We start from the raw sequence: 12,878 nt of genomic DNA, 5'->3' as shown, positions 1-12,878 counted from the left end.
CATATATGGGATTGGCGTCGGTCCCTTGAGCACTTGATCTTGTCGTGACGACAAACGTCAAGGCAATTATAAAGAGAGTCTGGAGCATCGTGTGGCCTACCGCTTCCATCGTCAAAATTGCAAGAAGAGGCGTGCGCCGAAATTCCGCGCCATTTCCGGCAAACTTCGGCTCGCCTTTCGGCTTGCAGGTCGCTTGATCATCGATCATTAGAGGCCGCTGTCCAACTAAGTGCAACCTACCAAATCTTAGAAGAAGGCACCGGCTAGCGGTGTAGCGGTAAGCCCACTAGTCGAAGAACCGCATGCCGTGGCGAATCAGACGGATGCCAATTTGTCTGTAGAGACTGGCGGTCCCTTTGGAGGTCTGGGTAGGTATTGGCGATCACTTTGCCGGGCGACGTGCGTCTCCCACCGAATGGTGGAGTCACATTCGTCGCTTGTGGAGGCGGACGCTGTGTCGTGCCGGCAGTGGCTGGCAGCGCAACCATTTAACAGCAAGTTATCTCGGCGGCCCTCTGTGAAGTGCCGAAGCGCAAGGGTAAGTGAGCCGGCGGCGGGCCGGGTTCACCCAACTTTCCGAAGGGGCAACCCGCCAGCGGGTCAGCAGCCACCGGCTCGCATGAGGCGCAAGCCGGTGGCTGGTGGACTACGCGCCGCCTACGGCAGCTGCCTTGGGATGCTGCGGAGAGTTTTGACGAAGACCGAGGGAGTTGCCGTCGGGATCCTTGAAGAAGGCAAGCCGAACGCCGTCTCCCACATCATCTATTTTACTGACCTCCACGCCCTGCTTCTGCAATCGGTTACTTGCCTGCTCGATGTCATCGACGACAAGCGTTGCCACGGCACCGCCTGTTCCGACTCCGGTAGGGTGCACATTCAGTCCGATGGCAACACGTGGAAGCACACGGAATTGCCGCCATGTCGACGTGTGGTACTTTTCGTCTGGAATTAAGCCGAGCTTCTTTCCATAGAACGCCACGCTGGCATCCAAGTCTGATACATCTACTTTGGATACAAAAGCATATTCGCCAATAACATCTTTCAGTGCCATTATTTGCTCCCTGTGCTGTGGCAGCTCGCAGATTGCAAGAATTTGTGCTACACGCAAAGCATGCTGTCGCCTCCTCGTCCTGGTAGGGGCCGAGGGTGCCGTCAAGTTCAACGAATTGGAGCGGCGCAGGGGGTATACGAGCGACGTGCGGACTGCCAAGGATCCTCCTTATCACCGCCATCGCTTCCCGTCGGAAGTGATCAGCTATGCCGTTTGGTAGTATTTCCGGTTTCCCTTAAGCTTGCGCATGGTCGAGGAAATGCTGGCGGCGCACGGCGTTGGCGTGACCTTATGAAGCCGTGCGCCAGTGGGGACGGAATTCGGCAAGCCGTTCTCCGATCGGATCGGCCAGCGCGCTCCCGCTCGCGGTGACAAATGGTATCTGGACGAAGTCGTTATCTCGATCGCGGGCGAATAACATTGGCTCTGGCGCGCTGTCGACCAGAATGGCTTCGTTCTCGACGTCTTGATCCAGCGCCGAAGAGATTCGCGCACTGCACAGCGGTTCATGAAGAAGCTCTTGAAATCCGCCGGCATGCCGCCGCGCGTGATGATCACGGACAAATGCCGTTCGTACGGTGCTGCGAAGGCGAAGATTGGCTTCGAACATCGCCAGTACAAAGCTCTCAACATTTTCATCAGCCGACGAGGCGGCGCGAGCGGATCATGACGCGTTTCAAATCGTCCCATCAGGCTGAACGGTTGTACGCATACGACGAAGACCGCCTGATTGATGCATGCGCGCGGGCACGGCGAGCTCTATGATTGTGTTGCGTGAAGATCAGGCGGCCTGCTGATCGGCAGGCTTGTCGCCTTGGCGCAGGAGCTTCCATTCCCAGGGTAGCAGTTCGTGCAGACGCGAAGCGGGAAGATCGGCGATACGGGCGAGGACGTCGGCGAGCCAGGCCTTGGGATCGACGTCGTTGAGACGACAGGTCGTGATCATCGTCAGCATGATAGCGGCACGGTCGGCACCACGCTGGCTGCCGGCGAAGGTCCAGTTGCGCCTTCCCAGGGCGATGCCTCTCAATGCGCGCTCAGCGCAATTGTTGGTCAAGCAGATCCTGCCATCGTCGAGGAAGCGGGCGAAGTTGTCCCAGCGCCTGAGCATGTAATTCATCGGCTTCAGGACCTCGGACGAGCGAGAGAGGGTTTCGCGCTCACGCAACAACCAGGCGTGCATGTCCCCGAGGAGCGGCTTGCTCTTTTCCTGGCGCACGGCGTGCCGCTCTTCGGCGCCGCAGCCGTTAATGGCGCGCTCGATCTCGAACAACACATCCAGGCGCCTGACCGCCTCCAGCGCGATCGGAGAGACCGGTTTACCTCTCTTGCCTTCCCGGGCATTCTTCTCGATGTCAGCCAGCTCGAAGAAGCCCCGCCGCGCATGGGCGAAGCAAAACGCCGGCGTAATCGGCAGCACCTTCTTTTGCGGGTCGAACAGCGGCTCGAAGCCGTTGTAGCAATCGGCTTGCAGGATACCGGCGAAGGCGGCCAGATGCTTCTGGGGATGCTCGCCTCGTCGGTCGCTCGAGGCGTAATAGACCGCCGCCGGCGGCGCAGGCCCGGCAAAGGGCCGGTCATCCCGCACATAAGTCCAGATCCGCCCGGTCGTGCACTTGCCCTTCGCCAGGATACGGATGGTGGTGTCATCGCCATGAAGGCGCTCGGCAGCGAGCACATGGCGTTCGATCAAGTGGAAGAGCGGCATGACGGCGAAGGTCCCGTGGCCGACCTGGTCGGCCAGCGTCGACAGCGGCAAATCAATCCTCTCGGCCTTGAAGCGCGCACTCTGGCGGTTGAGCGGGATATGCATGCCGAACTTGTCGAACAGGATCGTCGCCAGCAATTGTGGGCCGATGAAGCCGCGCGGCGTGGCATGGAACGGCGCAGGCGGCTGGCTGATCTTCTCGCAATCGCGGCAGGTGAACTTCTCGCGCACTGTCTCGATGACCTTGAAGCGACGCGGGATCTCCTCCAGCGTCTTGGTCACATCCTCGCCGATCTTCGCCAGCCGCGATCCGCCGCAGCAGGCGCAGCTCGTCGGAGCGTCAATGACGACGCGCTCGTGTTCGATGTCGTCCGGCCAGGGCTTGCGCACCGGCCGCTTGCGCGTGAAGGGGCGGACGTTCTGAGTCTTCGCCGCTGCGGCCTGCGCCGCAAGCTCATCCTCGCTCGCCGTGGTGACGAGGTCTTCGAGCTCCAGTTCCAACTGCTCGAGCAGCCGCGCCGTGCGCTCGGAGCGCTGCCCGTACAGTTCGCGTTTGAGCTTCTCGATCCGCAGCTCGAGATGCGCGACCAGCGCCTCGTTGTCCGACAGCTCCGCCTGCGCGCTGGCAGCCACCGCCTCAGCTCGCAACCGCGCCTCACGCTCGGCCTGCAGCGCCGCCAGGGCACTCGCAAGGTCCGATGGAAGATCGTCCGGCTTCGATGTCATGAAGCCATTGAATCAGATCAAGCAGAAGATTCAAACTGTAAAACGGCTATCCGACCCGCGTCGGACGCTGGGTTTCTTGAGGGTTGCGCCAATCGATCCCGGACAACAGATAGCTCAACTGCGCCGGAGAGATCGTTACCGATTCACCGGCAACCGATGGCCAGATGAACTTTCCTCTCTCGAGTCTTTTGGTAAACAGGCATGCTCCCTGGCCATCGTGCCAGATCACTTTCACAAGATCGCTGCGCCGACCGCGGAAGACGAACAGATGACCGCTGAGCGGGTCTTTGCGCAGCACCTCCTGCACTTGAAGTGCCAACGACGGAAAGCCTCTGCGCATATCCGTGTAGCCTGTCGCGAGCCACACTCGCACGCCGCTCGGAACCGGAATCATCGGCGCACCAGGGCATCGAGAACTCGTCGCAGCGCGTCTCCATCAACGTCACCATCGACCCGGATTCGGTGTCCGCTACCGAGATCAATCTCGATGATGCCCTGGCTCCTCCGTCGACGCGCCGGCGCCGTCGTCAATGGCGCTTCGGCCACATCCCGCGGCGGCACAGACGGCCCAATCTCGACCGGCACTAACGGCGCTACACTCGTTTCACCGTGCTTGCAAAGCTCTTTGCGCCACCTGAACAGCTGGCTCACATGAAGGCCGGCCATGCGAGCCACCTCCGAAACGGTGGCTCCGGGCTCGAGCGATGCTGCAACTAGCCGTTCCTTCTCATCCTGCGACCACCGACGCCGCCGCTCGACCGATGTGATCACCTCTGCCCGCGAAATCGTCATAGCGCTTCTCCTAGGATTACCCCTAGGACCTGCAGCGCTCGCGTCCGTCAAACAAGGCGGCCCTCAACGGAGGGATACGAACGGTTTCTGTCAGTTCATGATCAGGTTGCGAACCTTCTCCACATCCCCTATCCCGGAGCCTCGCCGCCGACTTCCGTCGTGCCTCGCGTAAGCGAGCCTTTGCGACTTGTCGCGAGACCTCCATGACAAGCGCTACCGCCGACTCTCGACCTTTGGGAATCGCCTCCTTCGGCTCGGTGGTCGATTAAGTTGACGATGCCGCTATGAGTATTCAGTTCGCTTGACTCTCTTGAGTCGGATGACAGCGCGCCAATCTCGAATTTGGCGGCGCTTCAGTTTCGGAGCCGTTAGGCGCCAATCCGAATCCAGCGGCCATCTATCAGTCCATCGATCCGTTTAAGGATTTCGAGATCAGGCCCTTCATCAAAGTAGATGTTATATCCATACAGCCAGCCATCGTCGCTGTGCAGTACCTTGATCGGTGCGAATGCCTATTAACCTTCCCGCAGGGGGGCAAGTCCCGAACCAACCTCACTAGGTTCGCGCCGTCGCTCCACCAGCAATACCGCAGCATCGGAAAATGCGGCATCGTCGGTCACGACATACCATTCCATTAAGAGCGAAAGCCGATTGGACAAGGAAGAATCGTAGAACCGGGAGCGATTGGGTTCAGTCGGATCGCGCTTCATGACGGGAAGTTGCAGGAATCGCTGCGCGATCGGCCAAAATGCGATTCCTAAAGTCTTCTTCTGCTCGATTGATTTCGCTGCGATCCGTTGTCCTGATTCCAGACCGCCTTTGTCCAGTCGGCCTTCTGGGCAGCTTCCGCGAACAAGGCTCGCAGAGCCGTATCATCGAGATAGTTTGTCAGATAGTCGCGGATCGACGGATTAATGAAGCTTACGCGCCCACTGCTAATTGACACAAAGCCGCCTTCGAGGATCTTCAATGCTTCCTCGAAATCCTTGCGGCGGGCCTGTTCAATCGTGACCGCGGATCGGAAGATGATCCGCTACTGCCGGCACCGTTACCTGATGCGCCGATTCATCTCTTGGAGGTCGGTAGCCTTGAATGGCGTGAGCCGTCGCGTCGTCCTGCTCGGCGCGATAGAGCCCTTGGCTGTCCCGTTGACTTGATCCGGCCGCCCCCCAGAGTAGGTAGGAGCCGATCCAATGTTGATGCTGTACCGTCAAACGTCGTTAGCCTTTCGGGCTGGACTCGGTGGAGCATCAGGATCTGACGATGTCTAAAAAGACTGCCAACTTGCGCGCCAAAGTTAAGAAACGCATTGCCCAGATCGAAAGTATGACACTAGTCCAGATTCAACGGGTCATGATGGATTGTGTGGCCGAGCGGTCTGCTGGCAGGATGACGACGTGTGAGGGCAATGCGTTGCGCCGAGCGCTGAACAAACGGGTCAGCATTCTCAGACGAGACCTTGTCGCGTAAGAGTTCGCGAGCTTGCAGGCGAAGCGCCGCGCCGAACTGCGGGAAGCCGGGCGAGCTGCGAGAGAAATCGCGAGAAAGCCAAAGCGCGGTGGAACCGGTTCGCCAAGCTCGCATGCCTAAAGAAAGAACTCGCGCCACGGAGTTGGGGCACATCAGCGGTACGCGCTCGCGTCAAGGGACAAGAGAAGAAGTCGCATGTTCAAACAACCACGCTTCCGTTCTTATTCAACCGCGGCTCGCATCGGTATTGGCATTGCGGTCTTAAGCGCCGTCCTGCTGGTCTGGATAATAATGACGCACGTCGTGCGGTAAGGCTGGCCAGTTGGTGTATCCGCGCTGGCATAACCAACGATGCAGATACAGACAGCGAGCAGAGGAAACCCGGGTGAATGCAACCCGCCCGTACTGACGACGTTATTCAAATTTTCAACCCGTGAGGCGGGGCTCTGAAGGCTTCCAAGCAATCGGATAGTGAGTCCGTTCTGCTAACGGTCAAAGCCTTGGCGCCACGAAATAAGGAGTGAGCCATGACTCGCCGTATCACCTGCATTACCAAGCTGCCTAACCATCAAGACCGCCATCGGCGTATTCAAGCAGTCGGTGGTTCAGCATGGCGAGATTCGGAAGAAACAGCCATTGCAAACGTCAAACGCGACAAAAGCGCTTATGATGTCACTGAGCAGGGTAAGACAGTCAAGGTGATCGTCAAAAAACACGATGGCCGCGAGTACCTAAAGACCGAGAATGATCATTTTCTTCCCGACAATCTTCTGAGCCTTCCGGATTGCTCGTGACCGGCTTGTCCGTCGTCAGATGATTTGAGACTGATCAGGCTTTTCGAGAAGGGAGGCTCTGGCTCATCAGTGTTAGGGTTTAAGCAGGCTGCAGTTGATGCTGCAAGCGGCCGTTTGCGATGGTGTCGCGCTTGATGCGTTCTCGCTCGGCGAGGATCGCCTCCGCTTGAGGCGCGCGCCAGCCACCCGTTCGTCCAGCCGGTCGCGGCGGAACGCCGGGACTGGGTCCGGGTCCGGGGGGCGGCCGGTCGCCGGAGGAGTTGGGGCTGTGAGGCGGCCGAGACAGACGCTGAAGCCGCGGCAGGCCGCGGTCCTGGCCGCCGACCGCGAGGTGACGGCGCTCGAGATCGGCCGCGACTCCGGCCTTTACCCCAACGGCAATTCGCGGACATGGGCCGAGCTCGGCTCGTCACTGATCCGGTGCCCTGATCGCCGGCTCCGTGGCGTAGTGCGGCCGCAAGCCCCTTCGCTTCGAAATCACGGAACGCGGTCGGATCGCGATTGCGCTCTTCAAGGCCATTGCCAACAGAGAGGTTCGACATGCAGGGCCTTCGGGCAGAAGGTTGCAAAAGAACGGCGGAAGGACCTGCTGATACGGCTTAAACGAGGTGAGCGAGTTTCCGAACGAGCCCGAGGCGCTACCCGAGCGTCTCGAAGACCTTGACTTCGCGAACTTCCTGCTCCAGCCGATGGATGGTCCCGATGTCGTCGCCAATACACGCGATGCCATCGAATATTGTCGGTCTCATCCCAAATGGTGTCTCAGCGTCCAAACTCACAAACACCTCGGAATCAAATGAGAATATCTCAAGCATTCAAGTTTGAAGCCGCGCACCGGCTGCCGAACGTGCCCGAGACGCATCGCTGCCACAGGATGCACGGTCACTCCTACCGGATCGAACTCGTCTTGAGCGGTCGGGTCGATCCGCGGACGGGCTTCGTGATAGACTTCTTCGAGCTCGAGCAGGTTTTAGGGCCTTTGTTGCGACAACTCGATCACCATTGCCTCAACGATATCCACGGGCTCGAGAATCCGACCGTGGAGAACATCGCGATCTGGATCTGGGACAAGATAAGACCCCGATTGCAGCAACTCTCCGCGGTCAAGGTCTTCGAGACCGCCGGATGCTGGGCCGAATATGATGGAGACGAACCGTGAGGCTCGGAGCCATTTTGGGACACTGGGGATGACAAGATCTGCACTCGTGCTTTTCTCTGGAGGCCATGATTCTACGACCTGCCTTGCCTGGGCGTTGACGCGCTACGACAGCCGCGCGGTTCGTCACGGCGTGCTCCATGATGGGCTGGGGACTCGAGAAGGCGGGCGTCTCAGGCGACCGCAGCGCGCGCTTCTGCCGAACGACACCATCCTGCAGCTGCCGGCCAGCATCTGATTACTATGTGGCGGAGAATCTCTGGGTGGCCGGCCCTGGCTGGTGTTAGGGTGCCTCTGCCACACAATCTCGTCCGACACACAAGAACGGATCCGAACCGGCATCGCGCACAAGCGCAACAAGACCATCGATACCCTTGCGGAAAGCCTTGGTTCGAGAAACAGCTGTCGATGGTCTCCTGCGGTTCGACGCCCGCCGAAGGGTTACGGTTTCTGCACCCCGCGCGCACTGACAGTTCAGGGGCCGGTGATCATGAATCAGAAACAGCGGAAGCCCGTTCCCGAAGATCATACGTCCGTCAGCAAGGACGAGGAATCGGGTGCACGCGGATTGCAGCGCGATCTGCAAGACCGGTTGCAGCCGGCGCACGACGAGCCGGTGAGCGCGCCCGTCAGCGATAGCGCTCCCCATCCCGAAGCACCTGCAGGCTAGGGCCGGTGGGTTCGCCGCCTGCTCAAGGTCGGCATTGGCCTTTGCGATCGTGGCCGTCTTCGGATGGTTGCCGCTGAAGGCCGTGCTGCAGACCTCGGGCGTCGAGGCCGTGGTCAATGCCAGGATCGTGACCTTGCGCTCGCCGATCCACGGCCCCGTGAGCGCGAAGCCGCCGCAGGGTTCGACGCAACTCAGCGTGGTCCATGAGGGCGATGCGATCCTTCATGTCGTCAACGCGCGCGGCGATCGCGTGCGGCTCGACGATCTTCGGCGGCAGATGTCCCGAGCGGTCAGGCGGGTCTGCGCCTTCCATGCGATCTCTCGCACCGCTGGCGATGGCTGCTCGAGCCGGTATAGCTTTGTTTTTCCGATCTTCGGCGGGGGCCGATACGTCCAGGCGCTCTCGACCAACATGTGGCGAACGCGGCCATTGCCGGCCTTGGTGATGCCGCCACGCCTGACCGTCTCCCCGGTCGATCGCTCGCCCGACACCAGGCCGAGATAGCCCATGAGCTGACGTGAGGTCTCAAAACGGCTCACGTCACCAACCTCAGTGGCAAATGTCACCGCGACGATTAGATCGATACCTCGCAGTGTTTGAAGCGCCCGCACGAGCGGCTCCAAGGACCAGGCAGAGACGTACTCTTCGATCGTGCGCTCCAGACGTTCGACCCGCTCCCTGGCGAGGCAAACCGCTTCGACCATTTCTTGGAGCGCGATCTGATGCGCGGGATGATCGAACTGCTGTTCCTGAAGCCAACGCAGATAGCGCATCGTCCATCCCTTCTTGCGGGGATAGGTGCGGCCGTGCTTGAGCATGAAGGCGCTCACCTGTTGGCGGTGGACCCGCAGCGCCTCAACCGCCGCCGCCCGGGCGCGGACGAGATCGCGCATCGCTTCGTGGCTTTCATCGGGAACCCACACCGCCGTCAGCTCGCCGGCGTGCAGCAGCCGGGCAAGAGAAACAGCGTCCCGGCGGTTCGTCTTCACGCGATCACCTGGCTTCCTCGGGATCAGCGACGGCGCAACCACGGTGCATTCATGGCCGAGCGACCGGATCAGGCGATAAAGTGCGCGGCGGCGATCAGGGTGAGACTTCCCATCCTGATTGTCGCGCTATACGATAAAGGCTATAGCCAGTCGGACCGGCCTCGTAACAGAAATGCACACCACCAAACCGGCTGGCGATCCGTTCAACGACCCGGCGCATGGCCGTCGCCGACGCGTCGACCTCACCGATGAAGCGAACCTCTCCTTCCCGGCCTGTTTCCGCGATCGCGATGGCGTTTTTCAGCTTCGCGACGTCGATTCCGACAAATGCTTCCCCATAATCTGCCACGGCTCGTCCTCCCGTGATGAAGGTCGGCTCGGTACGCCCGAGTAACCCTCGGACGCGCAGTGTGGGGCGAGCCACCTCACTGGAAGAGGCGGACATACGGCCTTACGGTCTGTTCGTGCTGTACGCCAGGTCGTTGCCCGACAATCCGTACGACGGTCACACCTTGCGGGACGTTATTGACCGCACCGAGACACTGACCGGCTGTGCGATCGAGCGGCCTTATGTCGACAAGGGTTACTGCGGCCACGGCCGCGAGTTGTATGCGACGTAGGAAGCGTTTTGCTCGCCGCGCGAGCAGACGCCTTGATTGGTGCTTACTTCGGCAGTGACGCGCCAAAGCAGGCGAGGCCAAGAATCAGCAGCGCGCCAGCGCATGCCTCCATGATCTTTGATTGATGCCGACGTGCGTACAAGGCTAGGGCGGATCCCGAAAGCATACTCAGGAGGCCAAATTCCCCGATCATTCTCGATCCAAATTGCTGAACTTGAAACTTGGCCTTGGACGAAAAGAAGCGCTTGGAAGAACCCATCCGGTTGTCGTTGGAAATGGAAATACCTTCGGACACCCATAGTCGGCACGCAAGCGGGGAGTTTTCATGTCTGGTTTGAGCCTTATCGCGCATTGGCCAACTTGGTGTCCCGGCTCAGCTTACGACGTTATGCTGACGACTCTCAGCCGTTGAATCCGTTTGTCGTTTTGAGGCCCTGTCGGTAGACAAGAATCTTGATCAGGCGATCTAATCGATTTGCATGCAGGATGTGCCACGCTCGGCAATCTTCTGCTATTCCTTCAACAGCGCGAGCAATTCTACGTAGTTCTTTGCCATGGCGGGATCGGGATAGTCCTTCATTCACACTGTCCTCCGTTTGAGCCTACAAACGCAAGAAGCAACTCTAACCCGCGGCATCCAGGAACGAACCTACCTGATCTGGCTTTTGAATCTGGTTAGCGTGCCGGTCGCGCTGTACGCTGTCTTGCGAGGTCCCTTGCCATTTTAGACAGTAGCTTCCCGGTCTGATGTTGGCGTGTTCGCCGTCAGGGCCTGTGAGACAAACAGTGGGGGGATTTGCGGAAGGCGGAGTTCTGGTTCGTCGTAGCCACCAGGAGCAAAGATGAAACAGAATCCGGGCCGGGCAAAGCACCGGCAGAACAAGGTCTAAAAGACATCAGGCGACAGGCCCGCCGGCATTATTCAGCGGAAGAGAAGACCCGTACGCTGCTGGAAGGATTGCGCGGCGAGGAGAACATCTCCAAGCTCTACTGCCGAGAAGGCATTGTCGCCTCGATGCATTACGACCGGTCCAAGGAGTTCCTGGAGGCCGGCAAGCGCCGCCTGGCCGGCGACACGGCGCGAGCTGCGACCTCCGGCGAGGTGAAGGACCAGCTCAAGAAGCTCAAGAAGCTTCGTCCCGAATTTCCGTTCACCAAATCTCTTCAGCCGGCCCACATGGGATATCGACTGTGTTGCTCAGTTTGACGCGGGCCAGCCGTACTTCAGCAGCAGTTCATATCCGTGATTGCTCAGCCATTTCGCCCTTGTAAGGTGCGTCTCGTACACTTTCCTGGCGCGATCAAGGTCGCGCCCCGGCTCGATGCGCAGCACGATATCGGCCACTTCGCGCCAGTCAGAGCCTTCGGCGCCCGTGTCCAGCATGCGCAAATACGTGATCGCATGTTCGTGTCGTGGTCATACGGCGTGAGCAAATCATCCGCCGGTGTCGTGTCGGCGACTGGGGATTAGGCGGGATCTCGCGCATGGCTTCTCCTGAGCGGACTGCGCCCTGCTTGTCGTACGCAATTTGGACCGATTGATGTTGTCGTGATTAGTACGATGCGTTTGCCGGGTTTGACGGCTCAACCGGGACCGCAGTACGACGAGCGGTAAGAGGAGTATGACGGAAGATCCCTTCAACTAACTAGGATCATGGAGTGAGCTTCTGTTTCGGACGCCGCCTAGGTGGTGGCCTCATCACTTCGAGCTTCGCGGTCGCGGTGAGCACGACGCTCGTTGCGACCTTCTCTTGAGACCATTGTGTGAGCGCCTCTATCGTGTTCTTCAAAGCCTCTTCGCGGCCATGGCACGATCTCCACGATGTGCGACGGTCGGATACCACAAAAGCGCACGGGAGGCCGACTGCAGAGAACCACCCGCGCGAAGTTTTTACGGCAAGCTCGGCTGTCTGAGGAGACGTGAAGAATAGACGGCCAAGCCATACATCCCTCAGAAACCAGTGTGCCAGACAGGCATAGACTTCAAAAGAACCAAAGCGATGAGTGTTTTTCGCACCGCGCGAGCCATTCGCACTTCACTCCCGCCGCACGCTGCCGTGTTTGATGCTTTCGTGTTTCGAGTCCGACGTTTTGGAGAGCGAGCTTCGGTCGTAAAGCACATGTTTTCCTTCCTTTTCCACTGTAAACCACATGTTCTTCCACGAAGGTCTCTCACGCGCGCTGCTTGCTCAGTCGAGGCATCAGACCGCTGCGGCCATCAGCGGACTCCGCGCAATGCGCCCGCCAATGAGAACGAACGCCATCGTCACGGTGATCGAGAGGATGTCGATGTCAAACCCGAATTGGTTCTCGTGGTATTCGTTTCATTCTTTGTGCCACTAAGCGGAGGTGTGAATCAGGAAGTTGAAACGAACGTCGTCAAAGTCTCGGAGATCGAAAAGAAGATCTTAGAGAAATACAGCCCAGGCCAACAGCTCAAGGCCCTTTTCGCTGCCTTTAAAGAATTGAAGGGAAAGTCGCGCGAGCGCCGGACACGCAATGAATCGTCTCGAAGAGATGATAAAAGGCGCGGAAGAGGTCAAGCAACGTCACAGCATTGACTCGCGTCACGACGCCGAGCGTGCGTTGCAACGCCTGAAGGCCGCCGACCTCGCGCAATATCAAGCGTTCATTAACGACCACGAGATGGCGCCACGAGATGGCACTCGGAGATCTAGTCACACCGGCGGTTGAATAGCTCGGCGGGTCGTCTCCGTGGCCTCGAACTGCAATTCATATCACCCGCCACCCGCTTCCGGCCTAGAGGTGGTCCCAAAGACAGCGCCAGCTTGAATATACCTCTTCGAGCACATTCCAAATGAAAAGGAGATCGTGATGACAGGCGAAACCGGACTCCACGATCATATGCGCGTTGCCGCAGACGCGCTTCAGGACTTCACC

General features: G+C 59.2%; 11 protein-coding genes and 5 pseudogenes. 9 read left to right on the top strand and 7 right to left on the bottom strand.

The window, feature by feature from the left end:
* Window positions 1–646: 646 nt before the first annotated feature.
* Window positions 647–1,051: a VOC family protein gene (locus ACE10X_RS38980; RefSeq protein WP_075969173.1), complete on the bottom strand. Its 405-nt coding sequence runs from the start codon at window positions 1,049–1,051 to the stop codon at window positions 647–649.
* A 247-nt stretch (window positions 1,052–1,298) separates the two neighbouring features.
* Here ACE10X_RS38980 and ACE10X_RS38975 point away from each other — a divergent pair.
* A pseudogene (locus ACE10X_RS38975) lies at window positions 1,299–1,753 on the top strand (IS6 family transposase); the annotation flags it as partial.
* A gap of 79 nt (window positions 1,754–1,832) precedes the next feature.
* On the opposite strand, the gene ACE10X_RS38970 reads toward ACE10X_RS38975, so the two are convergent.
* From ACE10X_RS38970 to ACE10X_RS38960, 3 genes are read right to left on the bottom strand one after another with little or no spacing between them, the layout of a single operon-like run.
* On the bottom strand, window positions 1,833–3,485 hold the full coding sequence (locus ACE10X_RS38970) for an IS66 family transposase (protein WP_038380666.1): 1,653 nt from the start codon (window positions 3,483–3,485) through the stop codon (window positions 1,833–1,835).
* 46 nt (window positions 3,486–3,531) lie between these two features.
* Window positions 3,532–3,879, bottom strand: a complete 348-nt coding sequence (gene tnpB, locus ACE10X_RS38965; RefSeq protein ID WP_018272694.1) for an IS66 family insertion sequence element accessory protein TnpB — start codon at window positions 3,877–3,879, stop codon at window positions 3,532–3,534.
* Window positions 3,876–4,277: a transposase gene (locus ACE10X_RS38960; RefSeq protein ID WP_038380667.1), complete on the bottom strand. Its 402-nt coding sequence runs from the start codon at window positions 4,275–4,277 to the stop codon at window positions 3,876–3,878. The genes tnpB and ACE10X_RS38960 overlap by 4 nt, the downstream gene beginning before the upstream one ends.
* A gap of 78 nt (window positions 4,278–4,355) precedes the next feature.
* Between ACE10X_RS38960 and ACE10X_RS38955 the strand changes: the two are divergent.
* Window positions 4,356–4,546: pseudogene (locus tag ACE10X_RS38955) on the top strand (IS6 family transposase); the annotation flags it as partial.
* 488 nt (window positions 4,547–5,034) lie between these two features.
* Here ACE10X_RS38955 and ACE10X_RS38950 read toward each other — a convergent pair.
* The gene (locus ACE10X_RS38950; RefSeq protein ID WP_125459376.1) at window positions 5,035–5,247 is read right to left on the bottom strand and encodes a hypothetical protein; all 213 of its coding nucleotides are present in this window, start codon (window positions 5,245–5,247) and stop codon (window positions 5,035–5,037) included.
* 1,027 nt (window positions 5,248–6,274) lie between these two features.
* On the opposite strand from ACE10X_RS38950, the gene ACE10X_RS38945 reads away from it, so the two are divergent.
* The 4 genes from ACE10X_RS38945 (at window position 6,275) to ACE10X_RS38930 (ending at window position 8,367) form a co-directional block, all read left to right on the top strand.
* The gene (locus ACE10X_RS38945; protein ID WP_075969178.1) at window positions 6,275–6,541 is read left to right on the top strand and encodes a DUF3892 domain-containing protein; all 267 of its coding nucleotides are present in this window, start codon (window positions 6,275–6,277) and stop codon (window positions 6,539–6,541) included.
* A gap of 796 nt (window positions 6,542–7,337) precedes the next feature.
* Entirely contained in the window at window positions 7,338–7,700 is a 363-nt protein-coding gene (gene queD / locus ACE10X_RS38940) for a 6-carboxytetrahydropterin synthase QueD (protein ID WP_026191838.1), read from the top strand.
* Window positions 7,681–7,935: a 7-cyano-7-deazaguanine synthase gene (locus ACE10X_RS38935; protein WP_370144071.1), complete on the top strand. Its 255-nt coding sequence runs from the start codon at window positions 7,681–7,683 to the stop codon at window positions 7,933–7,935. The genes queD and ACE10X_RS38935 overlap by 20 nt, the downstream gene beginning before the upstream one ends.
* A gap of 252 nt (window positions 7,936–8,187) precedes the next feature.
* Entirely contained in the window at window positions 8,188–8,367 is a 180-nt protein-coding gene (locus ACE10X_RS38930; protein WP_244436051.1) for a hypothetical protein, read from the top strand.
* Window positions 8,368–8,589: 222 nt separating this feature from the next.
* Here the strand turns inward: ACE10X_RS38930 and ACE10X_RS38925 are convergent.
* Window positions 8,590–9,802 (bottom strand): annotated as a pseudogene (locus tag ACE10X_RS38925) (IS110 family transposase).
* Window positions 9,803–9,806: 4 nt separating this feature from the next.
* On the opposite strand from ACE10X_RS38925, the pseudogene ACE10X_RS38920 reads away from it, so the two are divergent.
* Together ACE10X_RS38920 and ACE10X_RS38915 are read left to right on the top strand one after the other, a co-directional pair.
* Window positions 9,807–9,953: pseudogene (locus ACE10X_RS38920) on the top strand (IS5/IS1182 family transposase); the annotation flags it as partial.
* Window positions 9,954–10,872: 919 nt separating this feature from the next.
* Window positions 10,873–11,115 (top strand): annotated as a pseudogene (locus ACE10X_RS38915) (IS3 family transposase); the annotation flags it as partial.
* A 60-nt stretch (window positions 11,116–11,175) separates the two neighbouring features.
* Here ACE10X_RS38915 and ACE10X_RS38910 read toward each other — a convergent pair.
* Complete coding sequence (locus tag ACE10X_RS38910; protein WP_016841987.1) at window positions 11,176–11,361, bottom strand: hypothetical protein; 186 nt, start codon at window positions 11,359–11,361, stop codon at window positions 11,176–11,178.
* A gap of 1,115 nt (window positions 11,362–12,476) precedes the next feature.
* Here ACE10X_RS38910 and ACE10X_RS38905 point away from each other — a divergent pair.
* The gene (locus tag ACE10X_RS38905) at window positions 12,477–12,671 is read left to right on the top strand and encodes a hypothetical protein (protein WP_016841989.1); all 195 of its coding nucleotides are present in this window, start codon (window positions 12,477–12,479) and stop codon (window positions 12,669–12,671) included.
* The last annotated feature ends 207 nt before the right edge of the window (window positions 12,672–12,878 follow it).

Source organism: Bradyrhizobium sp. Pha-3 (assembly GCF_042258325.1).
Taxonomy (GTDB): Bacteria; Pseudomonadota; Alphaproteobacteria; order Rhizobiales; family Xanthobacteraceae; genus Bradyrhizobium; species Bradyrhizobium elkanii.
Note: the sequence above shows the minus strand (reverse complement) of the source record. Positions and strands in the feature narration are given on the sequence as shown.